Genomic DNA, 26064 nt, shown 5'->3' with positions numbered 1-26064 from the left:
CCATGACGGTACTGGAACGTTTTTACGAGGGAGACATCCGGGCGCTGTCGCGGCTGGTGTCGCATGTCGAGAATCGAACCGACGGTTATCTCGACGTCCTGAGTCGGCTGTACGAGAAGGTCGGTGGTGCGATACGAATCGGTATCACCGGGCCTCCCGGGGCGGGGAAGTCGACACTGGTCAACTGCCTGGCTCACCGGCTGCTGAGAGACGGTCTCAAAGTCGGCGTAATCGCAGTCGATCCGACGTCGCCGTTCACGGGCGGTGCGCTGCTCGGCGACCGGGTGCGTCTGGCCGACTTCCCCACCGATGGGTCCTTCTACTTCCGCTCCATGGCGACACGGGGAGCGAGCGGCGGGCTGGCCGGAGCCACCGACAACGTCACGATTCTCTATGACGCTTTTGGATTCGACGTCACGCTGCTGGAGACGGTAGGCGTCGGTCAGGTGGAACTGGATATTGTCGATTCCTGCGATACGGTTGCCGTGATTGTCGTTCCGGAGTCGGGCGACTCGGTCCAGACGATGAAGGCGGGGCTGATGGAGATAGCGGACCTGTTCTGCGTCAACAAGTCAGACCGTCCCGGCGCCGACCGCATTCTCTCCGAGCTGCGACAGATGCTGAAAATGCGAAAACTGTCGCCGGATCAATGGTCGGTTCCGGTGGTAAAGACGATCGCCACCAGCACGGAGGGGATCGAGGAGCTGCACGGTACGATCACGAAGCACCGCGAGCACATGCAGGCGGTCGGGGCTTTCGAGCAGCGCCGGCGCCGGCAGATTCGCAAGAAACTCACGCGTATCCTGCAGGTCAGGTTCAGCCGAATGGTCGAGGAACGTCTGCCGGAGTCGACCAATATCGAACAGGTGATCGAAGATATTTACGAGGGGAAGACCGACCCGTTCACGGCGAGCGACCGCATCCTGAAGATCTCACTCAATCACTTCTCGGCCATGTGAAGCGGTTGTTGAATCCGCGTTAGTAAACTGCCTTTGACATCATTGCCGCAGCGCGATACATTGCGGCATGGATCAGCCGACATCCGCTCATCCCGACATTTCCATCGTGGTGCCGCTTTTGAACGAGGCCGGCAATATTGCCGCGCTGGAAGGCGCACTGCGGACGGTACTTCAGCCGATGCAGGAGACATGGGAGCTGATTCTGGTCGATGACGGTTCGCGCGACGGCACATGGGAAGAGATCCAGCGTGTGTCATCGCAGAGCGGCAACGTCAGGGGCCTGTCATTCACACGCAATTTCGGTCATCAGAAGGCGCTCGTGGCGGGCATGGACCGCGCGCGGGGTTGGGCGATCGTTACGATGGATGGTGATCTGCAGCATCCGCCGGAGGTCATTCCGGCCATGATTGCCGCGTGGAAAGAGGGGTACCGGGTCGTCAACACGCGGCGGATCGATGCGGAGGGGACGGGGCTGTTCAAGCGGCTGTCGTCACGTTTGTTCTACCGCATATTTTCGGCGTTGTCGGGGATTGCATTGTCGGCCGGCACTTCCGATTTCCGTCTGATCGACCGTTCAGTGCTGGGGGCGCTGGCCGGGATGCGTGAGTCGCACAGTTTCATCCGCGGATTGACGGAGTGGACGGGTTTCTCGTCGACCACGATCGAGTATCGGGCAGCCGAACGTCACAGCGGCACATCGAAGTACTCACTTGGCCGCATGGTTCGATTTGCGGCAAACGCGGTGCTGTCATTCTCGGTGATTCCGCTCAAGATCGGCATCTGGATAGGACTGATTACCAGCGGACTCGCGTTCCTTGAACTGGTCTACATTTTTCTGCGGTATCTGGCGGGGGAGACCCTTCCGGGGTGGGCGTCCTTGGCGGGTATCATCTCGTTTATGTTCGGCGTGCTGTTCATTCTGGTAGGGATTGTCGGCGCCTATCTCGGGAGCATTTTTGAGATTCTGAAGAACAGGCCGCCGTATATCGTGGAAAAGACGGTCGGTTTCGATGAGCGGTGAGAGTCGCATCGAGCCGCGCGCGGTCTGGCCGTTCGTTGTGATATCCGCCCTGCTGGTGGCGCTTCGGTACGGATTCAACTACGGCATCGGCAACCACAACACGTACCTTCTGCATGCATTGCGACTGGTCGATCCGTCGGTGCTCACCCACGACTGGCTGGCGACGATCGACGCAGACTATCACCCGGCGTTCACGCGATTGGCAGCCCTGTTGATGGGACTTGACGGATCGGGGTGGATGATCGGGCTGGCCAATGTCGTGTGTATCGGCGTCGGTGTTGCGGTGATCTTCCTGATCGTGCGCGCGGTGACGGGGCGAAGAAACGCAGTCATGACGTTTCTCCCGGTCGCGATGCTGACGGCCGTGGGATCGACGTACTCAGTGTCCGGCTCGTACATTTTCTCGATAACCTTTCAGCCGTCGACGCTAGCGGGAGTCGGTTACCTTGGTGCGATTGCAGCGTTTATATGCAAGCGGTATTTGTTGTCGGGGGTGTGTGCGGCGACGGCGGGGTTGTTTCATGCGAATTTTCTGGTACTGACTTTTCCGGCATTCGGATTGGCGCATCTGTTTGCCGGTCGGCGGCAATTGGTTCGGCGGCTTCTGGTGCAGCTTGTTCCGTCGCTGATCCCGTTGGCGTTGTTGACGCCGCTTCTGCTGGGGCAGACGGAGTCGCCGAACGCCGCTTACGCCCGTTATGTCTTTCAGCATGTTCAGGCGCCGCAGCACTACGTGCCGATGACGTTTCTGACGGAGTTCATCACGTTTGGCGCGTGGTGCGGGCTCGGTGTGCTGGGCGGATGGCGCGTGATGCGAGAGTCCGAGCCCGGGCGACTGCTAGGTGCGGTCGGTTTGTCCTTTCTGCTGTTGATCGCGATTGCATCGCTGTTGACGACAATCGTGTTTATCCCGGTCGCATCGCAGTTGTACGTCTGGCGTCTTGCGCCGTATGTGGTGCTCATCTGCCAGATATTTGCTGCTGCCGGACTGGTGCGGCAATTGCTGGAAGACGATTTCCCGCTGATATTTTCGCGAAGGATCGCGCTTTTCGCGGTGGCCGCACTGCTGATAGGACTGACGTTTCGCTACCACTACGGCGAGTTCCGGATGACGCAGGTGTGGGTGCTGGGGACGCTTGCCACGGCGTTTCTATTCGTTCCCCAGCTGATACCGCCGTGCACTCGTCGGCGGATTTTCCTGGGTGTGGCCTTGATTATTGGTGTGTGGCTGACCGGCCTGTTGATACCAGCGTCCGAGGTGGTGTCGCGTTCCAGTCTTGTCACCGGACTGCCAGCCGATGAACAGGAGTTGTACGACTGGGCGGCACAGACGCCGGACACCTCGGTGTTTCTGATTCCACCACGTCTCGAGAACTTCCGTTTCAATGCTCGTCGGGCCGTAGTTGTCGACGCCAAGTCGACACCGGTCGATCCGGATCAAGTGGTCGAGTGGTACCATCGACTGCGAATTGTCGCGGGAATCGATACGGTATCAGGGCCGGAGGAAGCGGCTGCGGGTTACCGGGCGCTGGACTCGGCGCGATGCGCTGCGATCGATTCCATCTTTCCCCACGAGTACGTCGTACTGTCAGAGGTGCAGGGGTTTGTGCCGGGCGCGGATCTGCGTTCGGCATTCGCCAATCGCTCCTACCGGGTCTATGAGCGGGTGCTCCGCTGAGGGGATCGTCTTCGATCCGCGCAATCATCGACAAGATACTGGTACCAATTGTGTTAGAGTCTCTGAGTAGATGCCGATCCGGCTTGCGCCGGGGAGAGACGTGTATTATCATACACCCCTGTAATTAAACGGAGAACCAGAGCATGTTTGCACCAAAGTTTCTCGACAAGCTCAAGGCCAGGCTGGCCGAGTGGAACAAAACCGCCGAGAAGACCCGCCAGAAGAAGTCGTTGCCCCGTTTCTTCACCGTTTCCGGGGTTGATATCAACGAACTATATACGCCACTTGATGTTACGAACAGCGATGACGAAGCGTACTACTGGAATCATATTGGACTGCCCGGCGAGTTTCCCTACACGCGCGGGGTGCACCACACAATGTACCGCACGCGGTTGTGGACAATGCGCCAGTTTGCCGGGATGGGTACTCCCCGGCAAACCAACGAGCGTTTCCACTACATCCTGAAACAGGGCGGCACCGGTCTTTCGACGGCGTTTGATCTGCCGACGCTGATGGGATATGATTCGGATCATCCCCGTTCGCTCGGCGAAGTCGGTAAGTGCGGGGTGGCGGTCGATACGCTGGCCGATATGGAGATTATTTTCGATGGTATCGACCTGGCAGAGGTATCGACATCGATGACGATCAACTCGCCGGCGTCGATGCTGCTGGCGATGTATATCGTCGTCGCCGAGAAGAAGGGAATCCCGTCGGAGAAACTTCGCGGTACCCTGCAGAATGACATCCTGAAGGAATACATCGCGCAGAAGGAATTCATCTTCCCACCGAGACCTTCGATCCGCTTGATCACCGACATGATGGAGTACTGCACGAAACGGGTACCGCAGTGGAATACCATTTCGATATCGGGGTATCACATTCGCGAGGCGGGTGCGACGGCGGTGCAGGAGCTGGCATACACGCTGGCGGACGGTTTCCAGTATATCGAATCGGCGATCGAAGCCGGTCAGGACGTGGACGAGTTTGCGCCTCGCCTGTCGTTTTTCTTCAACGCGCACTCGGATTTCTTCGAGGAGATCGCGAAGTACCGTGCGGCCCGCCGGATATTCGCGAAGCGCATGCGGGACAAGTACGGCGCGAAGGATCCCAAGAGCTGGCTGCTGCGGTTCCACACGCAGACGGCCGGGTGTTCGTTGACCGCGCAGCAGCCGGAGAACAATATCACGCGCACGGCGATCCAGGCGCTCTCGGCGGTGCTGGGCGGGACGCAGTCATTGCATACGAATTCGATGGATGAGACACTGGCGCTGCCGTCGGAAAAGGCGGCGCTGATCGCGCTTCGCACGCAGCAGGTAATCGCGTATGAAACCGGAGTGGCGAACACGGTCGATCCGCTGGCCGGGTCGTATTTTGTCGAGGCCCTGACCGACCAGATGGAAGCCGAGTGCGAGAAGATCTTCACCGAGATCGAAGAGCGCGGGGGGGTGCTCGAATGCATCGAGCAGGGGTATTTCCAGCGCGAGCTGGCCAAGTCAGCCTACGCGCATCAGACCGAGCTGGAGACCAACGAGCGGGTGATTGTCGGTGTGAACAAGTTCGTGCTCGAGGATGAAGAGATCGAGATACCGGTGCTCAAGATCGACCGGAAGGTCGAGCAGGAGCAGGTAGCGTTCGTGAAGAAGGTGCGCGCGGAGCGCGACAATACCAGGGCGCAGGCGGCGCTCGAGACGCTTCGTGCGGTCGCCAAGGGTCAGGGCAATACGTTCGAAGCGATATTGGAATGCAGCCGGGCGTACTGCTCGGTGGGCGAGATGTGCGACGTGCTTCGCGAGGCCTGGGGCGAGTACTCCGAGAGCGCGGCGGCGATGCAGGTGTCGTAAGCGAGTCGATGATGTATCTTCGGGACGTCGGCACGTCACGGAGAGCTGGAGAATACGAGCCAACGATCACATGCCGGGTCATGTGACAGATGGACGGATGCAATGGACAAAAGAATCAGAGTACTGTTGGCAAAGCCCGGTCTCGACGGTCACGACCGGGGGATAAAGGTCATCGCCGCGGCGTTTCGCGACGCCGGGTTTGAAGTCATCTACACGGGTCTTCGCCAGACCCCGCAGATGATCGTGCAGGCCGCCATTGAAGAGGACGTGGACGCGATCGGCGCGTCGATTCTGTCGGGAGCGCACATGACGCTGTTCCCGGCGATACTCGATGAGATGAAGAAGAAAGACGCCGCCGACATCATTCTGTTCGGGGGTGGCATCATTCCCGAGGACGACAAGCAGGAACTCGAGAAGATGGGAGTCTCCCGCGTGTTCACGCCGGGCGCGCCCACAGAAGCGGCGATCGAGTTTCTCAAGAACGCAATCGCGCAACGGAAATCCGACGAGAAGATCATGTAATGTGAGTGGTGTATAGGTCACCTTTCCTGGAGGAGTCACATGTCACGCAACATCGACCCGCGGCAGCAGGCCGTCCGCGACGAAGTCAAGGCTTTCGCCGAGAAACACATGTATCCGGTTTCGCGCCAGCTTGACGAAATGCCGGAGCCGCGCAAGTTCCCGCGCGATCTTTACAAGAAGATCGGCGACGCCGGGTTTATCGGATATGCCATGCCGAAGGAGTTGGGCGGCCGGGGCAAGTCGAAGCTCGAATACATAACGCTTATCGAGGAATTGTGTTATCACGACGCCGCGATCGGACTTTTGTGTGCGGTCGCCGAGCTGGCGACCTACCCGATCGTGCACTTCGCAAGCGATGAGCAGAAGAAGAAGTGGGTGCCGAAGTGCGCGAGCGGCGAGGTAATTCCGGCGTTTGTGCTGACCGAACCGGAGGCCGGCTCGGATGCGGCCAACCAGAAGACGGTTGCAGTAGAGAACGGCGACAACTACGTCGTCAACGGCGAGAAGATTTTTATCATGCACGGCGACGTTGCCGAGCTGGGCGTGTTGTTCTGCAAGATAGAGGGACAGCCGAAGTTGTCGGCGATGCTGGTGGACACCAACCAGCCGGGCTGGAACGCCCGCACCCTGAGAAACAAGATGGGGATGCGCGCCGCGACGACGGGCGGGATCGTTCTCAAGGACGTGAAGACGCCGAAAGCGAATCTGCTCGGGGAGGTCGGCAAGGGCTTCCGGTATGCAATGCAGACGCTGGACTCGGCGCGAATCGGCGTCGCCGCACAGGGCGTGGGTATCGCGCAGCGGGCGCTCGACGAGTCGGTGGCGTATGCGAAGAAGCGCCAGGCGTTTGGGCAGCCGATCGCGAAGCTGCAGGCTATCCAGTGGATGATTGCGGATATGGCGACGCGGCTCGAGGCGGCGCGCAGCCTGACGTACAAGGCCGTGCAGCTGCAGGACGCCGGCGAAAAGTTCGGCCTGGAAGCATCGATGGCCAAGCTGTTCGCGTCGGAGGTCGCCAACTTCTGTGTCGACCGCGCCATGCAGATTCACGGCGGCTACGGATTCATCGGCGAGTTTACTCAGATCGAGAAGTTGTACCGCGACCAGCGCGTGCTGGAGATTTACGAGGGGACCTCGGAGGTTCAGCGGCTCGTGATCGCCGGAAACGTGATCGGGCGATGACTTCGTGGCGGCCGCACGGCCGCCGTGCCGACGCATCGTATGTACTTTGGTGACTTTCACATATTCTCCGTCGTCGAGCGACGATTCAGGCTCGACGGCGGAGTTATGTTCGGTGTCGTTCCCAAGACGCTGTGGCAGCGTCTCGTACCCGCGGACGAGCGCAACCGGATCGAGATGGTGACCAACCTGTTCGTGTTGTCGGCGCACGGGAAGACGTTCCTGTTCGATGCCGGGTTCGGCGATACGCTCTCTGAGAGAGAGGTGAAGATTTACGGAATAGACGCGGCCGAGGGGTCCGATCTCGCCTTCCAGTTCGAGGACATGGGGACAAGTGAATCCCTGATCGATTATGTCATTCTCACGCACCTGCATACGGACCACGCGGCCGGCGCAGTGCAGCAGGTGAACGGGCGTCTCGTTCCGCGGTATCCGAACGCGACCTATATCGTGAGCCGGCGCGAGTGGGAGACGGCCACACATCCCAACGAACGCACGTCGGCGGTTTACGTCCCGGAGCGGTATTTCGCGCTTCGCGACTCCGGCCGTCTTGAGTTGATCGAGCCCGACTGCGAGTTGTTTCCCGGTATTCGGGCCGTGCATACCGGCGGGCACACCGAGGGGCATTTTGGCCTTGAAATCGAATCCAGGGGGCAGAAGGTGTTTTACTACGCCGACATGTTTCCGTCGCAGCATCACATCCCTGTCGCCTACGTGCCCGCGACCGACATCGATCCGCTCCGGACGATGGAGGTCAAGAGGTCGCTGCTCGAGAGACTTGTCCGTGAGAACATCATGGTGGCGTTCGATCACGATCCATCGGTTCCATTCGGCACGATCCAGCGCTCCGTCCGCGGGTACTCCGTGACGCCGGTGGAACTTGTCATGGAGCAGGAATAATTCAGCCGGAGTGAACTCGTGTCGCTTGAAGACAAACTGAACAAGCTCGAATCGATGCGCGCCGAGGCACGGCTCGGCGGCGGACAGAAGCGGATCGACGCGCAGCACGAGAAGGGCAAGCTGACGGCCCGAGAGCGGATCGAGCTGTTGTGCGACGCGAACTCGTTCGAAGAGTTTGACATGTTTGTCACCCATCGTTCGACGGCGTTCGGGCTGGACAAACAGAAAATACTCGGGGACGGTGTGGTGACGGGCTGCGGCCGGGTGAACGGCCGCATGGTTTATATCTTCTCTCAGGATTTCACCGTGTTCGGGGGCTCGCTTTCCGAGGCACACGCGGAGAAGATCTGCAAGATCATGAAGATGGCGATAAAGGTGGGGGCGCCGATTATCGGACTGAACGACTCCGGGGGAGCGCGGATCCAGGAGGGGGTCGTGTCGCTGGGCGGCTATGCCGACATCTTTCTGCTCAATACACTGGCGTCGGGAGTAGTTCCCCAGATATCGGTTGTCCTCGGTCCGTGCGCGGGCGGGGCTGTTTACTCGCCGGCCATCACGGATTTCGTGCTGATGACCAAGGGGACATCGTACATGTTCGTCACGGGTCCGAACGTGGTCAAAACCGTAACGCACGAACAAGTGACATCGGAAGAACTCGGCGGCGCACTGACGCATGCCAGCAAGTCCGGGGTGGCGCATTTTGCGTGCGAGAACGAGGCCGATGCGATCACACGGCTCAAGAAGCTGCTGAGCTACGTTCCGCAGAACAATCTCGAGGACCCGCCGGTGCAGGAGACCGATGATCCGCTCGATCGGGAGGACAAGGCGCTCAACCACATCGTTCCGGAGAACCCGAATCAGCCGTACGACATCAAAGAGGTTATCCGGCATGTTGTCGACGTCGGGTCATTTTTTGAAGTGCACGAGGACTACGCACAGAATATCGTGGTGGGATTCGCGCGACTGGGGGGGCGGTCGATCGGAATCATAGCGAACCAGCCGGCCGTGCTGGCCGGAGTGCTTGATATCAACTCGTCGCTGAAGGGTGCGCGGTTCATCCGGTTCTGCGACTGTTTTAATATCCCGATCCTCACATTCGAGGACGTCCCGGGGTTTCTTCCCGGCACGGACCAGGAGCACGGCGGTATCATCAAGCACGGCGCGAAGCTGCTGTATGCGTATTGTGAAGCGACCGTTCCCAAGGTGACGGTCATCACGCGCAAGGCGTACGGCGGGGCGTACGACGTCATGAACTCGAAGCACGTTCGCGGCGACATGAATTATGCGTGGCCGACGGCGGAAATCGCCGTTATGGGGGCCAAAGGGGCGGCGGAGATCATTTTCAAGCGGGAGATATCGGAAGCCGACGATCCCGACGCCGAGTTGAAGAAGAAGACGGACGAGTACTCCGAGCGGTTCGCCAATCCCTTCGAAGCCGCGGCGCGTGGGTATATCGATGATGTTATCGAGCCGAAGACGACTCGTCCCCGGCTGATCCGGGCGTTCGAGATGCTCGAGACCAAGAAAGACTCCAACCCGCCGAAGAAGCACGGGAATATCCCGTTGTAACGAGGACGCAGGAGATCGGGCAGGGCATGAGCAGACGGATAAAGAAAATCCTCATCGCCAATCGGGGCGAGATCGCCGTGCGAATCATCCGCGCGTGCCATGATCTCGGAATCACGGCGGTTGCGGTCTACTCCGACTGCGATCGGTCGGCATACCACGTACGCCTTGCCGACGAGGCGTATCATATCGGGCCGTCGCCGTCTTCGCAGAGCTATCTCGTTCACGACAAGTTGATCGAGGTGGCGAGGATATCGGGGGCCGATGCGATTCATCCGGGGTATGGTTTCGTGGCCGAGAATCCGGAGTTCGTGCATCGGTGCGAGGCCGAGCGGATCATATTCATCGGGCCGAGACCCGAGACAATCCGGCAGCTCGGCGACAAGCTGGTCGCGCGGGAGATGGCGATTCGTGCGGGGCTTCCGGTTGTGCCGGGCACAGACATCGCAAATGGTGATGTCCGGCACGCGCGCGAACGGGCACGCGAGATCGGGTTTCCGATTCTGGTGAAAGCCGCAGCCGGCGGGGGCGGCAAAGGGATGCGGGTGGTCCGCGACGAAGAGTCTTTCGAGGAGGCGCTGCAATCGGCGGCGAACGAAGCCCGCTCCGCTTTTGGTGATAGCCGGGTTTTCATCGAGAAGTATCTCGACCGTCCGCGCCATATCGAGATTCAGATCCTCTGCGATTCGCACGGCACCTGCCTTCATCTTGGCGAGCGCGAGTGTTCCATTCAGCGTCGTCACCAGAAGGTGATCGAGGAATCGCCATCGCCAATCATGACCCCGGAACTCCGCGCCCGCATGGGTGAGGCGGCGATCAATATCGCCAAGGCGTCGAACTACGTCGGCGCCGGAACGGTGGAGTTCATGTATCAGGACGGGGCGTTTTATTTTCTCGAAGTGAACACACGTCTGCAGGTGGAACACCCGGTAACGGAGATGGTGACCGGGGTAGACCTGGTGATCGAGCAGATTGCAATCGCCGAGGGGAAGCGCATCTCGTTCGCGCAGGACGATGTCAAGCTCACCGGCCATGCGGTCGAGTGTCGCATATACGCCGAAGATCCCGATGAGGGTTTTATCCCGTCGACCGGGGAGTTGAAACACTACCGGATACCGGCCGGTCCGGGTGTACGGGTCGATTCGGGAGTGATAATTTACCAGGAAATCCCGGTCTACTATGATCCGATGATCGCGAAGCTGGTGGTGTGGGGTACGAGCCGGGAGCAGGCGATTGCGAGGGCGAAACGGGCGCTCGAGGAGTATCGCGTGTCGGGTGTACGCTCGACTATCGGGTTCCATCGGGTGATCATGGATAATCCGCGGTTCCAGTCCGGGGAGTTGTCCACGCACTTTCTCGCCGAGGAGTATCCCGACAACAACTATCACCGGATGACCGATGCGCTCGGCGAAAAGGCCGCGATTGCGGCGGCCCTCGACAAGTATGTGACCGAGAGAAAGATCAGTGTACGGACCACTCAGGACGGGGGGAGCCGTTCCAATTGGGTGGCCTATCACCGTCGCGTAAACCTTCGTACATTCGGAGGGAGTCGCTGATGGCGCGTTACACCGTAACGATAGACGACAGGGAGTACGACATCCATGTCGAGTACCGCTCCGAGCGGTATCACCTGACCGTGAATGGTCGCGCGGTGGAGGTGGACCACGAGGATATGCAACGCGGTCGCTCGCTGCTGCTGATCGACGGTGAGTCCCACGAGGTGGATATTCGGTTCAACGGGAACGATACGGACCGTATCGTATTCCTGCAGGGCACGGATATCCCGCTTCGCATCGAAGACTACAACCTTGCGCAGTTGCGCAAGCGGGCAGGCAAGGCGGCGGGCGGTGCGCGGGAGTCCGTGCTGAGCGCGCCGATGCCGGGCCTGGTGGTCGATGTGAAGGTTGTCGTGGGCGATACGGTGAAACGCCACCAGCCCCTCGTAGTCATAGAAGCAATGAAAATGGAAAACATCCTCAAAGCCAGAACCGACGGCACGGTGAAAGCGATTCACGCGCGGAAGGGCCAGTCGGTCGAAAAGGGTGAACAACTCGTAGAGTTTGAGTAAATGGCAGACACCAGAAAATACACGCGTTCGGGCATCCCGATTCCGACGGTGCTCGATGAGACGACGCATTCGGTGGACACGGCGAAGCTCGGGACGCCCGGCGAGTACCCGTTCACGCGCGGCGTCTACCCGACGATGTACCGCGGGCGGTTGTGGACGATGCGGCAGTATGCCGGATTCGGCACAGCGGTAGAGACAAACCGGCGGTTCAAGTATCTGCTGGAGAAGGGTCAAACCGGCTTGTCGGTTGCGTTTGATCTTGCCACGCAGATCGGCTACGACTCGGATCATCCGATGGCGGCCGGGGAGGTGGGCCGCACCGGGGTGGCTATTGATTCGCTCGAGGACATGGAGGTGCTGTTCGACGGCATTCCGCTCGACAAGGTTTCTACGTCAATGACAATCAACGCCACCGCGGCGGTCCTGTTGTGCATGTATATCGCGGTCGGCACAAAGCAAAACGTAGCTTCGGAGAAGCTCACGGGGACGATTCAGAACGACATTCTGAAGGAATTCATATCGCGCGGGACGCATATTTATCCGCCGAAGCCGTCGATGCGACTCATCACGGACATCTTCTCGTTCGCGAAAGATCGTCTGCCGAAGTTCAACACGATATCGATTTCCGGTTACCACATTCGCGAGGCGGGCAGTACGGCAGTTCAGGAGGTGGCGTTCACGCTGTCGGATGCGATCGCGTACGTGGAGGCGGCGTTGAAGGCGGGGCTGGACATCGACGATTTCGCGCCGCGGCTGTCCTTCTTTTTCGCCTCGCACAACAACCTGTTCGAAGAAGTCGCCAAGTTCCGGGCGGCGCGCAGGCTCTGGGCGGGGATCGTCAAAGATCGTTTTGGCGCGAAGGATCCGAAGTCAATGATGCTTCGTTTCCATACGCAGACGGGCGGATCAACGCTGACGGCACAGCAGCCGGAGAACAATATCGTTCGAACAGCGGTGCAGGCGCTGGCGGCGGTGCTCGGCGGAACGCAGTCGCTGCACACCAACTCGTTCGACGAGGCGCTGGCGCTGCCGACCGAGAAGTCGGTCGAGATCGCGCTGCGGACGCAGCAGATTCTGGCTTACGAGTCGGGTACCGCCGACACCGTGGACCCGCTGGCCGGGTCGTACTACGTGGAGTATCTAACCGACGCCATGGAAGAGGCCATACGGGAGCTCATGGGCGAGATCGAGCGGCTGGGCGGCTCGGTGCAATGTATCGAAACCGGCTACTACAAAGATGAAATTGCGAGGGTATCATGGGAGTACCAGCAGCAGTTGGAACACAACGAAATGGTGGTGGTCGGCGTCAACAAGTTCCAGGAAGCGGATCTGGCTGTGCCTTCGATTCTGAAAATCGATCCTGCGCTGGAACAAAAGAAGGTGGCCGCGCTACAAAAGTTGAAAGCAAGCCGTGATAACGGCGCTGTCCGGGCGGCCCTGGAGGGGTTGCGCACGGCCGCCCGCGCAACGGAGAACGTCGTGCCGCATATCCTGACGGCAGTCGAACACTATGCAACGGTGGGTGAGATTTCCGATGTTTTCAGAGAGGAGTGGGGTGAATACCGTGACAGCAGGTAGACTCGTACCGACGGCATTCGCTGCGTGTATGCTGTTCCTTGTGATGTTTGGCTGCGGTTCCGAGCCGCAGGAGACGTCCACGGCGGATTCGTCGACGCCGGCGGCGGAGGGTCGTCGCGAATTCACGGGCGAACGAGCCGAGGACAAACGGCAGATGCAGGCGCTGGTCGACGAGATAATCGAGCGATTCAAGTACTACGATAAAGCGCCGCTGTGGGAGAGCGAGTTTTCCTACCTGCATGATCGGGCGACGTTCGACGAGTATCTCGAGTTTGATCATATCAAGTATTTCAATCCCGATTCGATCGATCACATCGATCTGCTCGAATTCAATTTCAAAGCTGACACCTGCCTGGTCAACGTGGAGGTCGTGTTCGAGGGTCCAACGGGGAAAATCTCGAAGGACTACGACACGTATTCGTTTTTCTTCCATAACGGGCGCTGGATCCGCCCCACGTTCACATCGAACGCGTCGGGCATAGTACAACAGGTCGAGTATGAACGCATTATCCGTGCCGCCGATTCGGCGGCGAAGGCGGAGGCCGAGGAAGGGCTGTAATCAATGAGTGACGCGTTACTTTCACATGCAGGCATAGCGGTAGCCTCGCTCGAAGACGCGGTGGCACGATACCGAGTCATCACGGGCCGCGAGCCATCGATGATAACCGAGGTTGCGGACCAGAAAGTCCGGGTGGCGATGTTTTCAGTGGGAGGCGAGCACGCCGGCGGCCGAGTTGAGCTGGTAGCCGCCACGTCGGCCGACAGTCCGATCGCAAAGTATATCGAAAAGCGCGGCGAAGGACTGCATCATATCTGCATCTACGTTGAAGACATCGTAGCGCGGCTCGCGGAGTTGAAGCGGGCCGGTTACCGGTTGATCGATGAGGTGCCTCGGATCGGCGCTGAGGGAAACAGGATCGCTTTCGTTCATCCGTCTGCCGGCGGCGGCGTTCTGATCGAGCTGGAAGAGAAGAAATAGACCGGACACCGGCGATCACTGCAGGTGTCGGGAATATGCTTTTGGGGTCGTTTCGGCGGGTTGTTCGCCGGGGCGACCCTTTCGTATGAGCAGGACGGTGGCCAGCACGGCGAGCGCTATTACCAGCACGGGCCAGTAGTATCGACGGCTGACCGCAGCAAATACGCGGTCTTCGGCTTCTCCCAGGAAACCGAATCCATCCTGCATGAACACCACCGAGGGTTCGATGTCATGCCAGCCCGACCGAAGTCCTTTGCCCCAGAGGGTAAACATGATTTGACTATCGTCAGGCAAACGATAGATGACTGTTTTGAGTCGGTGGTGGAGGGTGCTGTCGGAAATCGTATCGGTCGAGAGGAATTCGAGGATGAAGCCCGTCCGGAAGGTTTCGTGGTAGCCGGTGTTCGTGAGCAGGCGCGCGTCAGGCAGCGTCAGGATGACGTTGTCGATGACCCGATCGACGGCCGTTCGAAGCTGTTGCTGGTTATCGACCGATTCGACTGCTTCGATGTCGGACTTGAAGACGAGCAATTCCGCCTGCCCGGACTTGTGGAGCAGTTCGAGCGGGTATTCCGTTGTGTCGCCGACGATAAGCCATCCCTCGGCGAGCGGCACGCGGGCCTCGCCCGCAACGGTGGTCCAGCCCGCGCCGGGAGCGGAGGCGGGGAGCAACACGCCCGCAATGACCAGGATGCCCAGGTACAGTCGCATAGACTAGTTATCGACCGTGCGGGCAAAACCAGCAGTACGTAATGGGAGCCGGCCGGGCGGCGTGGCGCGGCCGGGGTCACTTTTTCGATTTGAAGATCATGGAAACGCCCAGCGCAATCAGTGCGATCGGCCAGACGTAGTCCCAGATATCCCCGTAGATGAGTCCCATCTCCCGCAACAACAGGAGTACGCCCAGGATCAGCAGTAACACGCCCAGAAACATCAGCGCTCCTCAGCTCGACAGCTTCATTTGGTTGTAGTCACAGGTATCGTTATCAGGCTAAATCTCTGAGCCGGCGGACGATTTCGGCTGCCACGGCTTCCAGCATGGCGCGGTCTTCGCCATTAAAGAACTTGGGGTGGTCGGAGTCGATGTCGATTTCACCGATGACCCGATCGCCGTCAAGAAGCGGCACCACGATTTCCGAACGGGTGGTGATGGAACAGGCGAGGAAGCGGGGGTCGTCCAGCACGTTGTCGACCACGACGGTCTGCTTTTGCGACGCGGCCGCTCCGCAGATGCCACGGTTCAGCTCAATCACGGTATGCTCGGTGGCAGGGCCGACATAGGGGCCTACTTCGAGCTTCCCGTCTTCGCGCATCATGTAGAAGCCGGTCCAGTTGTAACCGTCGGAGAACCCGTCGATCAATTCCGCTGCCGTCCGCAGGATGTCATCCCGAGTCGAGGCGTTGGCAATCGCGATACGAACGTTGTCTACCAGTTGTCTCCGGTTGGCGTCCATTAGAGTCTCTCCCTGATAGCGCGGAGGTTATTCATGTCGGTTTCCGGTTCCACGGCGCATCCGGGTCCGATGATGACCCGCGCCGGGTCATGGGTCCTTTTTATCTGATCGACAAAAAACGGCATTTCCTCCGGCCTCGACCGCAAGAGCCATCCGGTGTGGTCGACGCCGCCGACCAGGGCCGCTCTGGGCCATATGTCATAGGCCTTGTCCAGTGGGGGGTTGGTCGGGTCGCTGGAGTCCCAGTTGACCAACTGCGGTCGGTAATCAAATTTGGTCAGTTCGCGCAGAAAGTTGTTACTGGCGCAAACATGCAGGAGGTTAATCGCGCCCGACTCCGTCCCTTCGAGGACTTTCAGATCATAGGGAACACCAAACCGCTGGTACTCGTCCCAGGTCAGCTTGTCGTATGAGGCCCAGTGGGTGGTCGCGAAAAAGATCCCGTCGGCTCCCGCGTTTCGAAGTTCCGACGCGTACGCGCGATAAGTCTGGGTAATGGCCCGGAGAGCGCTCTCGACCAATTCGGGTTCGGTGCGCAGGTGATCGATCAGTCGCTGTTTGGTGGGGACCAACCGCCCGACCAAGGACAGCGGGGTGAACAGGGTCATGAGGATCGGGGTTTCTTTTCCGATCGCCCTGCGGATAATCGAGACAACCTTGAGGTGTTCGGCGAGGGCGGGCGCGGAAGGGGAGAGGGGTTTGATTTTTATCCAGTCTTCCGGCTTCTGGATGGGAAAAGAGACCTTGTCGTGTTTTTTGTACTCGTCGCGGGAGTACTTGATCTGGAGTCCCCAGTCCTGAACCATATAGTCGGCGCGGGGGTTCACCTTGATGAAGTCCCAGTCGAAGCGCTTCTGGAAACCGACCATAGCTTCGGCGGTTCCTTCGGCGTGGTGTTCCATGTGGAAGAAATGCCGCCAGAAGGATGCGGCGAACCGGTCCGGCTTCTCGCCGGCGATGATCATCTGAATGCGGTCGCGGTGCGAATACCTGTCCTTCATGCGCTTTCCGTGTCGAGTCGCAAGGTTACTGACGCAAGTATGGATGATCCTTGTCCGAGAAACAAGCGAAACCGGGGCGAAGTTCAGCGGAGGCTGGACCGACTAACCGCTTGACATTTTCCGCAGAGTGGGCCTTACTCCAGACCATGAAATCTGGGCGACAACGGGTTGGCCTATGAGAGTGCCTGCCGTCAGTGACGGTGTCCGGTATATCCTGATCGCCACTTTCATGTTTGCCCTGATGCAGGTCGGCGTCAAGTGGCTCTCTCATATTCCGTCGCATGAAATCGTTACTTTTCGCGCGGTCATATCTCTGGTCGTGTGCTGGGCGCTGCTTCGGCGAGCCGGAATCAGTCCCTGGGGCAACAACAGGCGGTGGTTGATCGCGCGCGGCGCGGCCGGTACGGTCGCCCTCACGCTGTTTTTCTACACTCTCCAGCGCATGCCGCTGGCCAGCGCCGTCACACTTCAGTATCTGTCGCCGATCTTTACGGTCATTATCGCAGGCGTCATGCTCAACGAACCTCCCCGTCCGATCCAGTGGCTGTTTTTTGCAGTCTCGTTTGCCGGGGTGCTGTTGATCAAGGGCTTCGATCCGCGCGTGACGCCGCTCGATGTCGGGCTGGGAGTGGTCGCCGCGTCTGCATCGGGTGTCGCCTATAACATCATCCGTAAGGTCCGCACCGACGATCACCACCTCGTGGTGGTGTTCTACTTCCCGCTGGTGACGGTGCCGATTATCGGGACCTACACGGCGTTCCACTGGGTGATGCCGTCACCGGTCGACTGGCTGGTGCTCCTGATGATCGGGATATGTGTGACAATCGCGCAGATCTACATGACGAGGGCATATCAGGCGGAACGCGCGGCAAACATCTCGAACTTCAATTACCTCGGGGTGGTGTTCGCACTGACGTTTGGTTTGGTGATATTCGGTGAGCACATTGAACCGCTGGCGTTGGCCGGAATCGCCCTGATCATAATCGGCACACTGCTGAGTTCGAGATACCGTCGGACGGAATGAGACTGATCCACGGCAGTTCAGCGGGGACGAAACCGGGGCGACCGGCACAGTGAATTGACTTCTGACGCTTGTACCAACCAATCATATGCTCCGGCAAGGGGATGCACCTTGGTAAGGTGTCGGAGGGTCAGAGATCACACAGCAGCGCGTCGCACGCGGGTGAAGTATGGCAGAATGCGGATTGCTCTCGCAATTTGCGGCGCTTTGTGAGTGTCAAACGCCGGCGATAATCGGCCGGATTGTCGAACCAGCGGGATTTCCGGTCGGTTGTGCATGGCGCTCATTGACTTAATCAGTCCAGTTTTTGATGGAATCGGCCTGCGCGATCAGGCATGCCGTTTGCGATTATGATGGTGGTAATTCTCGAAGCTCTCGGTGAGCATTCACACCATGTACGTATCGGAGAAAGGTATGTTCAGCAAGTTCCACAGTCGCCAGAAGGGTTTTACCCTTATCGAGTTGATGATCGTGGTCGTGATCATAGGTATCCTGGCCTCGCTGGCGATCCCGCGGTTCATGCAGGCTACCACGCGGGCGAAGCAGTCGGAGGCGAAGCAGCTTCTGAAGCAGATCTACACGATGGCCCGTACCTATCGTCAGGCCAATAACACCTATGTTACGGGTGACGCCAGCCCGCAGGTAGCCGGCGGCGCCTTTCCGCAGCTAGGTGTTGAGATAATGTCGAGCGCCGTTTACAGCTACGACTACCAGCCGCAGGTAAACGCGTTTGACGCGACCGCGACGGCCAACCTCGACGATGACGCGACAGACGACGTCTGGAACATCGACGAGACCGGCAACCTCCAGAACACGACCAACGACGCCGTATCCTGATCGGCAGCCCACGCTCAACTCGAAGCGCCCGCCTTCGGCGGGCGCTTTTTTTGGAGTGTTCCCGATGTCATTACTGCGGGACGTAACCGTCCGCTGCGGCGGGCTGGAAGTATCCAGCAGATTGATGTCAGAATGAAGCGTGTCCGGAGCGGGGACAACCCGCCTGGACGTCCGGGGCTGTCTCTGTCCAATTCCTGAGCAAACTGGAAAGTCGGCATAATCCGTCTCGACGGCTCTGCCGAAATTGTCTCAAAAGGGCGTAAATAACCTGGTCTGTGTACCTGTCGGAGACGTTCATGCCGGCTTCTATTCTTGTGATCGATGATGAAGATTCCATGTGCAATTTCATGGAGATTATGCTGGCGAAGGAGGGCTACAGTGTCGATTCCACCACCTCTCCGCCGGAGGGTATTTCGTGGCTCAAGCAGAAGAACTACGATCTGGTGATCGCCGATCTGCAGATGCCGGAGATGACCGGAATCGACGTGCTCAAGACGGTCAAGACGTTCAAGGCGGGGCAGGAGTTTATCGTGATGACCGCGTTTGCTTCGGTAGATACGGCGATCGAGGCGATGAAAGAAGGGGCCGCCGATTACATCACCAAGCCGTTCAAGGTTGACGAGATCAAGCTGGTTATCGAGAAGTCGATAAACCGGACCGCCCTGCTTCAGGAGAATGTCCAGCTCAAGAAACAACTGCAGGGCGATAACTCGTTCGACAATTTCATCGGGACGTCGGAAGCGGTGGCCCAGCTCAAGAAGCTTGCCCGGCGGGTGGCCTCGTCGGATTCCACCGTGCTGATTCGTGGGGAGTCGGGCACCGGGAAGGACCTAATCGCCAAGGCGATTCATCATCATTCCACCCGCTGCGGCGGACCGTTTGTGTCGATCAACTGCGCGGCGCTTCCGGAGACACTGCTCGAGTCCGAGCTGTTCGGGCACAAGAAGGGTTCGTTCACCGGTGCGGTCAAGGACAAGGACGGTTTGTTCAAGGTTGCCGACAACGGTACGTTTTTCCTCGACGAGGTCGGCAACACTTCATTGGCCATTCAGGTCAAGCTGCTGCGCGTGCTGGAAGAGAAGAAAATCACGCCGGTTGGACACACGCAGCCGATCGAAGTCGATGTCCGTTTGATAGCGGCAACCAACGCCGATCTCGAGGAAGACGTAAAAGCCGGGCGGTTCCGCCCGGATCTGTTTTACCGCCTCAACGTCATACCGATCACGATTCCGCCGCTTCGCGAACGCGCGGAGGATATCCCGCTGTTGATCGAGCATTTTATCGACCGGTTCTGTCAGAAGGCTGGCCGGCCGGCCAAGGAGATCGCTCCGGACGCGCTCGAACTTCTGAGAGGCTATCACTGGCCGGGGAATGTCCGCGAGCTTGAGAACACGATCGAGCGGGCCATCCTGCTCAGTCGCGCGCCGCGGCTGGAGCGAGCCGACTTTCCGGAGCGGCTCGCCAAGTCGGAGCCCGCGGGGGTTGTGCAGCAGGCACAGCCGAGCAATCCGACCCTGGAATCGATCGAAAAGGCATATATCCATTATGTTCTGACACAGACTGACGGTAAGAAGGCCGAGGCTGCCCGGATTCTCGGCATTGACAGCTCAACACTGTACCGCAAGCTCGATCGCTACAACCTCAAGGGGCTGTTTGCAGGTAAACAGAAGAACCGGCCTGAAGACGGTGACGGCGACTAGTAATTTTTTGAACAGCGGCTTGGAACGCTACTTGCGCATATAACCGTCGACTAATACGAAATCTCAGCACAATGAGGGTTAGGGATATGCGCAGACAGTATAGCGACAATCGGGGTTTTACGCTGATCGAATTGATGATCGTGGTCGTCATCATAGGAATTCTGGCTTCGCTGGCTATTCCGCGATTCATGACCGCGTCAATGCGTTCCAAGCAGTCCGAAGCCAAGCTCATTCTCAAGCAGATATACGTCAACCAGCGTGCGTACCGTCAACAGTCGGTAGCAAACGCTTATTTCAACCCGGGCGGCGTGGCCAACGCCGCGAACCCCCAGACGTTTGGTGAAATCTGGGTGGAGATCATGCCCAGCGCCATCTACACGTATGATATTCAGGTGAACGGCCAGGCGTTCACGGCCACCGCCACGGCGGATATCGACGGGGACGCGACGATTGATACGTGGACGATCAACGATCAGGGTGCGCTTCTGAATACGGTTAACGACGTCACCACATAGTCTCGTTTCCAGGACAGGTCATAGCTCCATCTTCCGGCGGGCGCTCTCTGAGCGCCCGCTTTCGTTTGTCCGGGATCTTCCGTGACCGGAAAGTCTGACGGGGAAGTTGGGCGAGGTGTAGGCTCTTGCAGAATGCAAGAGGTCTTGCATTCTGCGCGAAGGCACCCGGGCGAATTTCGGTCGGATTTATGGGGCCGTTCCTACGGTCCCGAGCCCCGAGCGAGTGCGTGTTAGTATATAACGACTTAGCGACGTCAAACGTGTTCAAAAAATCCCCTCGGTCGAGGCACGGGTCTTGCAATTAGTGACGCCGTAAGAACGCAGAAGACGGTAACACCAATAACACCCGTATTGGAGGGATTCATGTTCAGCAAGTTCCACAATCGCCAGAAGGGTTTCACCCTCATCGAGTTGATGATCGTGGTTGTGATCATCGGTATCCTGGCCGCGTTGGCTATCCCGCGGTTCATGCAGGCTACCACGCGCTCGAAGCAGTCCGAGGCCAAGCAGATCCTGAAGCAGATCTACACGATGGCCCGTACGTATCGCCAGGCCAACAACACCTACGTGACTGGTGACGCCAGCCCGCAGGTTGCCGGCGGTTCGTTCCCGCAGCTTGGTGTTGAAATCATGTCGAGCGCGATTTACAGCTACGACTACCAGCCGCAGGTGAACGCGTTTGACGCGACCGCGACGGCCAACCTCGACGATGACGCGACAGACGACGTCTGGAACATCGACGAGACAGGTGCGCTCACGAACACCACCAACGACGTGACCACCTAGTAGACAGTCGATTATCGAGTCAGAGGAAGCGCCCGCCGGATGGCGGGCGCTTTTTTTGTCGTACAATTTCACCTGATTCGAACTTGACCCGACCTTGTTCTCTCGGATGCTTCCCCCGCCGCGGCGGGCGGCCTAGCACCTGACGGAACAACTGAGAGTTTGATAACGAATCACTTGTCCCCCCCAATTCCACCTCATTTTCACCTCTTTCACGACCGATAACTCCCTATACCACCATGCTATTCTTGTTGACCTCCAGGACCGCAAAGGGCATACTGACCCATTACTATGAAGACCTGTTTGATTGCAGCACTTCTTTTGATCTGCGCCGCTGTGGGGCAGGCCGATGACCGGCAGGCATCGCCGGAGGAGTATGGTCTGTCCGAATTGACGTCGTACCTCGGCCTTTTTCCGCAGGACATATCGTTCCGGAACGACTACCTCGAACCGGATTCATTCCGACTGAAGATTGTCGCCGACTTTATGGAGCGCCCGTGGGATATGATCGAGTTTCTTCAGGGACTCAGGGAAGCCCACGTTCCCCGGCAACCGGAGATTCTCGCGGCGATCCTGCTTGCCGATCTCGAGCGCAGGGACTTTCCTGCGCGGACTCGACCCTACCGGGCGGATATCGGCGAGATCCAGGCCCGATACAATCTGTCCTTTTCCAACTTCAACGTGAATCAGACGTTGTCCCGGGCCGCGACTTATCTTGACGTTATATTCCCGCGTTCGACCGAAATGATGCTGGCCCGCCTGTCGGTATCGGAGCGTTCGTTTCTGTTGAACGAGTTCAAAGAGCTGGTGACCACGTCGGTGGACGAGGAGTTCATGTCGGCCCAGCAGCTTGACAGTGCCGAAAAGGCAGAGGAGATATACGCCGACCGGTTTGCGTCGTTTGGCACGAAAATCGATATCGATCCGGTCGTGGGCGCCGGAGTCGAGTGTCTTCGTGAACTCATGCTTGAAGTGAACGCGTTGCGATCGATGCTGGCCGGGGGACAGGTGACCGCGGACCAGATCATGCGCGGCGAGGCATACCTCCCGGCGGACGCGAATTCGGAAAGCTATCTCGGCAAGCAGAGCGGATGGAAGGTCGGCGGCCCCGGCAATGACTACTACAACGGGGAATACAAGTTCATTCTCGATTTGGGCGGCGACGACATCTACGATCTGTCTCACGGCAATCGCAATAAGGCCGGCACGATTATAATCGATCTCTCGGGAAACGACGTCTATCGCTCCAAGACCGACTTCACGATAGGTTCGGGTTGTCTGACGGTCGGGATGTTGCTCGATTTCGACGGTGACGATCACTACGACGGCATGTCGTTCGGGCTCGGGTCGGGATTTTTCGGGTTCGGTCTTTTGTACGACGGCGCGGGCAACGACCGCTATGACGGCGATACGCACTGCCAGGGAGCCGGGTCGTTTGGAATCGGTCTGCTGATCGACGAGGGCGGCCGGGACATCTACAACGCCGCGCTGTACGCGCAGGGGTTTGGGTTCGTGCAGGGGATCGGTCTGATCTACGATCGAACGGGATCGGACAGTTATTACGCCGGCGGCAAGTACAAAGACGTACTGCGATATGAAGACCATTACCTTTCGCTTTCGCAGGGATTCGGATATGGTCTGAGGCCGACTTTGTCGGGAGGTCTCGGCGCCATAATCGATATCGACGGTAACGATACGTACCATGCCGACATTTTCGCACAGGCGTGTGCCTACTGGTATGCGGTCGGGCTTATTTATGACTCATCGGGGCTGGATACATATTCCTGCTTCCAGTACGGGCAGGGCGCGGCAACGCACATGGCGCTCGGACTGCTGGTGGACGAGTACGGCAGCGACGTATATTTCGGCAAGGGACTCATGCAAGGGTGCGGCCATGATTACTCGGCCGGAATTCTGATCGACCGCCACGGCGATGACACGTACACGGCGTATGATCTCTCACAGGCGGCCGGCTCGGCGAACGGGATCGGCGTATTAATCGACAACGAGGGGGAGGACCGTTACCTGGTCCGGCGTTCGGACAATACGCAGGGGTACGGTAATCCGAGGCGAGACTTCGGTTCGATCGGACTGTTCATAGATCTCGGCGGCCAGGACCAGTACCAGGGAAACGGCCGCGACAACACCTTTTGGCGCACGGAGTCACGGTGGGGAGGCGGGATGGATATCGAACGGCACCCGCCCGACACGGCCGCCGCTGTGGGGAACTGAAATGCGAAAAGTGATAGCCACAATCGTCATTGCCGCCATATTGGTTACGGGTGCTTTCACTGAAGGGGCGCAGGCACAATTTGATCTGAAGAAGAAAGTCGATTCACTCTTTGTGATTGCGTCGTCCGGGGAGGTTCGGTTTCGTGACCAGAACGAGCCCGCGATGGATTCAATCGCAGCGCTGGGTCGGCCCGCGGTCCCGATTCTGATCGACAAGTTCACCACCAAGTCTGCCCGCGAGCGATGGACGATTATCTGGACGCTCGAGCGGATCGGCTCCGAGGCGGTACCCGATCTGCTGGCCGCTCTCAAGCGGCCGGAGCCGCTTGTGGTAGAACGGGTCGCGTTGGCCCTTGGAAGCATCAAAGACACGGCAGCCACCCTTGGGCTGGTCAAGGTCTGCGGCCACGACAATTGGTCGGTTCGCGATCAGGCTGTATTGGCGCTCGGCAAGATCAAAGATCCCCGGGGAGGCGACGCGGTGCTGGCAGCCCTGTCGGATACGATCGGTCAGGTGAGAACGTCGGCGGTCGTGGCCGCCGGCGGTATCGGCGTGCAACTGGCCGTGCAGCCGCTGATCCGCATGCTGGCTGACCCGTTTTACGGGGCGCGGCTGATGGCGCTTGAAACGCTGGTATCGTTTGACACGTCGGCTGTCACCGATGCGCTGGGTGATGCGATGTCAGACGATCCGCCGATAATCGGGCATCTGGCCTGTCGCCTGCTGGGGCGCCTTGCCACGCCCCGGGCGATTGCGATTCTGCACCAGCAGTTGCAGTCGAGCGATTCCGAGCGACGCACGTTTGCCGCTCTCGCGATGGTGGAGGCCGACCCGCTGGACAACTGCGGCTTTCGGGTGTTATACTTGAATGACAGCACCGATCGTCTGGCCCGAGTAAAAATCGAATCGGCAATTGCTGCCGCCACTGATGAATTCGGACGACCTTGACAAAAAGCTCGACCGGCTCAGCCGGTTCTTCACGACCCCCGGCAATTCTACGGCTGCCCCTCAGTCCGACTCGCTCCTGAATGTCGGGACATATCCACCCCGGTATCAGAAGTTGGCCGAACGGCTCGGCGGCGAGCTGGTGTCCAGCGAGACCGGGGCTTTCTGCCTAGTGACCACGTGTTACCCTTATGGACACCGGTTCGGCAACTGCAAGCTTGATGTTCCGTCCTCGGATTTAACGTTGTTGAATTCGGCTTTTCTGATCAAAGAGAGTGACCGTGAGCACCGGCTGGCCGACTTGCTTTTTTTCGATACGGAGACGACCGGTCTCGGAGGCTCCGGCGCTGTTGCGTTTTTGATCGGGTTGGGCTGCCTCACCGCAAGCGGATTTGAGATCCGTCAGTATGTTCTGCCGGACTATTCCGATGAAGCGGCCTTGCTTGAATCGGTCCTGGCTGAATGCGCCGACCACAGGACGCTGGTCAGTTACAACGGTACGGCGTTCGATGTTCCGCTGGTACGGGACCGTATGATCATAAACCGTGTCGATCGCGGATTTGACCCGCCCGATCACCTGGACCTGCTTCATCCGACCAGGCGCCTGTTCCGTCGCCGCCTCGGAGACTGCACGCTGACCAATATCGAACGGGAGATTTTCGCTTTTTATCGTGAGGACGACATCCCCGGCTACCTGATTCCGTCGGTTTATTTTGAGTGGCTGAACAGCGAGTCGTCCGGGATGCTCGCGCAGGTGCTGGAGCACAATCGTCTGGACGTTCTGACGCTGTACTTTCTGGCCCGGTACATACACGAGGCGTATGTCACCGACGGGCGGTCGCTTGGCCGGGCAGATGATATCTATTCGCTGTCGCGGATATATGGACGCCGCAAACAACACGACCGGGTCGTGGACATTTACCGGGTGATCGATGGTACGGCCGAAGAACTGGCGGCTGATGCCCGGTTGTACCATGCCATGGCGATGAAGCGCGCCGGCCGTATCGAGGATGCCCTTGGCATCTGGGAGGCGTTGGTGGGGGACGGAGGCCGCGAGGCATTTGTCGCCGCGCTCGAACTCGCCAAGTACTACGAGCACCGGGTGAAAGACTACGGCCGGGCGCTGAGTCTGGCACGGCGCGCGGCAGAACTGGCGCCTGACTCGGCCAATTGCCGTCAGGAGCTGGAACGGCGATTCAGGCGTCTCGAGGCGAGGCTTTCGGCGGGCGGCTAATTGCTTATCCTCTCTAAACGATGGAGCGAATCGGCCGATACTAGACTAAT

General features: G+C 58.9%; 24 protein-coding genes and 1 pseudogene. 21 read left to right on the top strand and 4 right to left on the bottom strand.

Translation table 11 applies throughout. From position 1 onward, the window contains the following. Positions 1 to 2 precede the first annotated feature (2 nt). The 13 genes from meaB (at position 3) to mce (ending at position 14291) form a co-directional block, all read left to right on the top strand. Positions 3 to 959 (top strand): methylmalonyl Co-A mutase-associated GTPase MeaB, encoded by a 957-nt coding sequence (gene meaB, locus RBT76_01505; protein MDX9856448.1) that lies wholly within the window; start codon positions 3 to 5, stop codon positions 957 to 959. A gap of 67 nt (positions 960 to 1026) precedes the next feature. Then, positions 1027 to 1980, top strand: coding sequence for a glycosyltransferase family 2 protein (locus RBT76_01500; GenBank protein MDX9856447.1), 954 nt, complete (start codon positions 1027 to 1029; stop codon positions 1978 to 1980). Beyond that, on the top strand, positions 1970 to 3658 hold the full coding sequence (locus RBT76_01495) for a hypothetical protein (protein ID MDX9856446.1): 1689 nt from the start codon (positions 1970 to 1972) through the stop codon (positions 3656 to 3658). The genes RBT76_01500 and RBT76_01495 overlap by 11 nt, the downstream gene beginning before the upstream one ends. 143 nt (positions 3659 to 3801) lie before the next feature. After that, a complete protein-coding gene (locus tag RBT76_01490; GenBank protein ID MDX9856445.1) occupies positions 3802 to 5499 on the top strand; it encodes a methylmalonyl-CoA mutase family protein in 1698 nt (565 codons plus the stop codon). Positions 5500 to 5601: 102 nt separating this feature from the next. Continuing rightward, on the top strand, positions 5602 to 6021 hold the full coding sequence (locus RBT76_01485) for a cobalamin B12-binding domain-containing protein (protein ID MDX9856444.1): 420 nt from the start codon (positions 5602 to 5604) through the stop codon (positions 6019 to 6021). A gap of 39 nt (positions 6022 to 6060) precedes the next feature. Then, on the top strand, positions 6061 to 7203 hold the full coding sequence (locus RBT76_01480) for an acyl-CoA dehydrogenase family protein (GenBank protein ID MDX9856443.1): 1143 nt from the start codon (positions 6061 to 6063) through the stop codon (positions 7201 to 7203). A 39-nt stretch (positions 7204 to 7242) separates the two neighbouring features. Then, the gene (locus tag RBT76_01475) at positions 7243 to 8100 is read left to right on the top strand and encodes an MBL fold metallo-hydrolase (GenBank protein ID MDX9856442.1); all 858 of its coding nucleotides are present in this window, start codon (positions 7243 to 7245) and stop codon (positions 8098 to 8100) included. 54 nt (positions 8101 to 8154) lie between these two features. Next, complete coding sequence (locus RBT76_01470) at positions 8155 to 9669, top strand: acyl-CoA carboxylase subunit beta (GenBank protein MDX9856441.1); 1515 nt, start codon at positions 8155 to 8157, stop codon at positions 9667 to 9669. Between the two features lie 26 nt (positions 9670 to 9695). Further along, on the top strand, positions 9696 to 11222 hold the full coding sequence (accC, locus tag RBT76_01465; protein ID MDX9856440.1) for an acetyl-CoA carboxylase biotin carboxylase subunit: 1527 nt from the start codon (positions 9696 to 9698) through the stop codon (positions 11220 to 11222). Continuing rightward, positions 11222 to 11734: a biotin/lipoyl-containing protein gene (locus RBT76_01460; protein ID MDX9856439.1), complete on the top strand. Its 513-nt coding sequence runs from the start codon at positions 11222 to 11224 to the stop codon at positions 11732 to 11734. The genes accC and RBT76_01460 overlap by 1 nt, the downstream gene beginning before the upstream one ends. After that, positions 11735 to 13312, top strand: a complete 1578-nt coding sequence (locus RBT76_01455; protein ID MDX9856438.1) for a methylmalonyl-CoA mutase family protein — start codon at positions 11735 to 11737, stop codon at positions 13310 to 13312. It begins immediately after the preceding gene. Beyond that, complete coding sequence (locus RBT76_01450) at positions 13299 to 13871, top strand: hypothetical protein (protein ID MDX9856437.1); 573 nt, start codon at positions 13299 to 13301, stop codon at positions 13869 to 13871. Before RBT76_01455 ends, RBT76_01450 begins: the two co-directional genes overlap by 14 nt. Positions 13872 to 13874: 3 nt before the next feature. After that, on the top strand, positions 13875 to 14291 hold the full coding sequence (gene mce, locus RBT76_01445) for a methylmalonyl-CoA epimerase (protein ID MDX9856436.1): 417 nt from the start codon (positions 13875 to 13877) through the stop codon (positions 14289 to 14291). 15 nt (positions 14292 to 14306) lie between these two features. Here the strand turns inward: mce and RBT76_01440 are convergent, their stop codons facing one another. The 4 genes from RBT76_01440 to RBT76_01425 all read right to left on the bottom strand — a co-directional run bounded on the left by RBT76_01440 (position 14307) and on the right by RBT76_01425 (position 16746). Next, positions 14307 to 15002, bottom strand: coding sequence for a hypothetical protein (locus tag RBT76_01440; GenBank protein MDX9856435.1), 696 nt, complete (start codon positions 15000 to 15002; stop codon positions 14307 to 14309). 76 nt (positions 15003 to 15078) lie between these two features. Next, on the bottom strand, positions 15079 to 15225 hold the full coding sequence (locus RBT76_01435; protein ID MDX9856434.1) for a DUF5668 domain-containing protein: 147 nt from the start codon (positions 15223 to 15225) through the stop codon (positions 15079 to 15081). Positions 15226 to 15277: 52 nt separating this feature from the next. Further along, entirely contained in the window at positions 15278 to 15745 is a 468-nt protein-coding gene (locus tag RBT76_01430; GenBank protein MDX9856433.1) for a GAF domain-containing protein, read from the bottom strand. Continuing rightward, positions 15745 to 16746 carry a uroporphyrinogen decarboxylase family protein gene (locus RBT76_01425; protein MDX9856432.1) on the bottom strand — a complete coding sequence of 334 codons (1002 nt, stop codon included), beginning with the start codon at positions 16744 to 16746 and terminating at the stop codon, positions 15745 to 15747. Before RBT76_01425 ends, RBT76_01430 begins: the two co-directional genes overlap by 1 nt. 175 nt (positions 16747 to 16921) lie before the next feature. Here RBT76_01425 and RBT76_01420 point away from each other — a divergent pair, with 175 nt between their 5' ends. The 8 genes and pseudogenes from RBT76_01420 (at position 16922) to RBT76_01385 (ending at position 26014) form a co-directional block, all read left to right on the top strand. Further along, entirely contained in the window at positions 16922 to 17770 is an 849-nt protein-coding gene (locus RBT76_01420) for a DMT family transporter (protein MDX9856431.1), read from the top strand. Between the two features lie 411 nt (positions 17771 to 18181). Then, the gene (locus tag RBT76_01415) at positions 18182 to 18604 is read left to right on the top strand and encodes a prepilin-type N-terminal cleavage/methylation domain-containing protein (protein ID MDX9856430.1); all 423 of its coding nucleotides are present in this window, start codon (positions 18182 to 18184) and stop codon (positions 18602 to 18604) included. Between the two features lie 296 nt (positions 18605 to 18900). Continuing rightward, complete coding sequence (locus tag RBT76_01410; GenBank protein ID MDX9856429.1) at positions 18901 to 20304, top strand: sigma-54 dependent transcriptional regulator; 1404 nt, start codon at positions 18901 to 18903, stop codon at positions 20302 to 20304. A gap of 86 nt (positions 20305 to 20390) precedes the next feature. Then, positions 20391 to 20567: pseudogene (locus RBT76_01405) on the top strand (prepilin-type N-terminal cleavage/methylation domain-containing protein). A 615-nt stretch (positions 20568 to 21182) separates the two neighbouring features. Further along, positions 21183 to 21605, top strand: coding sequence for a prepilin-type N-terminal cleavage/methylation domain-containing protein (locus RBT76_01400; GenBank protein MDX9856428.1), 423 nt, complete (start codon positions 21183 to 21185; stop codon positions 21603 to 21605). A 300-nt stretch (positions 21606 to 21905) separates the two neighbouring features. Then, positions 21906 to 23834, top strand: coding sequence for a hypothetical protein (locus RBT76_01395; GenBank protein ID MDX9856427.1), 1929 nt, complete (start codon positions 21906 to 21908; stop codon positions 23832 to 23834). Between the two features lies 1 nt (position 23835). Then, positions 23836 to 24783, top strand: a complete 948-nt coding sequence (locus tag RBT76_01390; protein ID MDX9856426.1) for a HEAT repeat domain-containing protein — start codon at positions 23836 to 23838, stop codon at positions 24781 to 24783. After that, positions 24764 to 26014, top strand: coding sequence for a ribonuclease H-like domain-containing protein (locus RBT76_01385; protein ID MDX9856425.1), 1251 nt, complete (start codon positions 24764 to 24766; stop codon positions 26012 to 26014). The genes RBT76_01390 and RBT76_01385 overlap by 20 nt, the downstream gene beginning before the upstream one ends. Positions 26015 to 26064 lie beyond the last annotated feature (50 nt).

The sequence above is a fragment of the Candidatus Zixiibacteriota bacterium genome (assembly GCA_034003725.1).
GTDB lineage: Bacteria > Zixibacteria > MSB-5A5 > GN15 > FEB-12 > WJMS01.
The sequence above is the reverse complement of the archived record's forward strand: the minus strand, read 5'-3'. Positions and strand labels throughout refer to the sequence as shown.

Excerpts from the sequence above, each read along its gene's own strand:
- meaB (MDX9856448.1), top strand. The coding sequence starts at position 3 with ATGACGGTACTGGAACGTTTTTACGAGGGAGACATCCGGGCGCTGTCG.
- RBT76_01500 (MDX9856447.1), top strand. The coding sequence starts at position 1,027 with ATGGATCAGCCGACATCCGCTCATCCCGACATTTCCATCGTGGTGCCG.
- RBT76_01495 (MDX9856446.1), top strand. The coding sequence starts at position 1,970 with ATGAGCGGTGAGAGTCGCATCGAGCCGCGCGCGGTCTGGCCGTTCGTT.
- RBT76_01490 (MDX9856445.1), top strand. The coding sequence starts at position 3,802 with ATGTTTGCACCAAAGTTTCTCGACAAGCTCAAGGCCAGGCTGGCCGAG.
- RBT76_01485 (MDX9856444.1), top strand. The coding sequence starts at position 5,602 with ATGGACAAAAGAATCAGAGTACTGTTGGCAAAGCCCGGTCTCGACGGT.
- RBT76_01480 (MDX9856443.1), top strand. The coding sequence starts at position 6,061 with ATGTCACGCAACATCGACCCGCGGCAGCAGGCCGTCCGCGACGAAGTC.
- RBT76_01475 (MDX9856442.1), top strand. The coding sequence starts at position 7,243 with ATGTACTTTGGTGACTTTCACATATTCTCCGTCGTCGAGCGACGATTC.
- RBT76_01470 (MDX9856441.1), top strand. The coding sequence starts at position 8,155 with ATGCGCGCCGAGGCACGGCTCGGCGGCGGACAGAAGCGGATCGACGCG.
- accC (MDX9856440.1), top strand. The coding sequence starts at position 9,696 with ATGAGCAGACGGATAAAGAAAATCCTCATCGCCAATCGGGGCGAGATC.
- RBT76_01460 (MDX9856439.1), top strand. The coding sequence starts at position 11,222 with ATGGCGCGTTACACCGTAACGATAGACGACAGGGAGTACGACATCCAT.
- RBT76_01455 (MDX9856438.1), top strand. The coding sequence starts at position 11,735 with ATGGCAGACACCAGAAAATACACGCGTTCGGGCATCCCGATTCCGACG.
- mce (MDX9856436.1), top strand. The coding sequence starts at position 13,875 with ATGAGTGACGCGTTACTTTCACATGCAGGCATAGCGGTAGCCTCGCTC.
- RBT76_01440 (MDX9856435.1), bottom strand. The coding sequence starts at position 15,002 with ATGCGACTGTACCTGGGCATCCTGGTCATTGCGGGCGTGTTGCTCCCC.
- RBT76_01435 (MDX9856434.1), bottom strand. The coding sequence starts at position 15,225 with ATGTTTCTGGGCGTGTTACTGCTGATCCTGGGCGTACTCCTGTTGTTG.
- RBT76_01430 (MDX9856433.1), bottom strand. The coding sequence starts at position 15,745 with ATGGACGCCAACCGGAGACAACTGGTAGACAACGTTCGTATCGCGATT.
- RBT76_01425 (MDX9856432.1), bottom strand. The coding sequence starts at position 16,746 with ATGAAGGACAGGTATTCGCACCGCGACCGCATTCAGATGATCATCGCC.
- RBT76_01420 (MDX9856431.1), top strand. The coding sequence starts at position 16,922 with ATGAGAGTGCCTGCCGTCAGTGACGGTGTCCGGTATATCCTGATCGCC.
- RBT76_01415 (MDX9856430.1), top strand. The coding sequence starts at position 18,182 with ATGTTCAGCAAGTTCCACAGTCGCCAGAAGGGTTTTACCCTTATCGAG.
- RBT76_01410 (MDX9856429.1), top strand. The coding sequence starts at position 18,901 with ATGCCGGCTTCTATTCTTGTGATCGATGATGAAGATTCCATGTGCAAT.
- RBT76_01400 (MDX9856428.1), top strand. The coding sequence starts at position 21,183 with ATGTTCAGCAAGTTCCACAATCGCCAGAAGGGTTTCACCCTCATCGAG.
- RBT76_01390 (MDX9856426.1), top strand. The coding sequence starts at position 23,836 with ATGCGAAAAGTGATAGCCACAATCGTCATTGCCGCCATATTGGTTACG.
- RBT76_01385 (MDX9856425.1), top strand. The coding sequence starts at position 24,764 with ATGAATTCGGACGACCTTGACAAAAAGCTCGACCGGCTCAGCCGGTTC.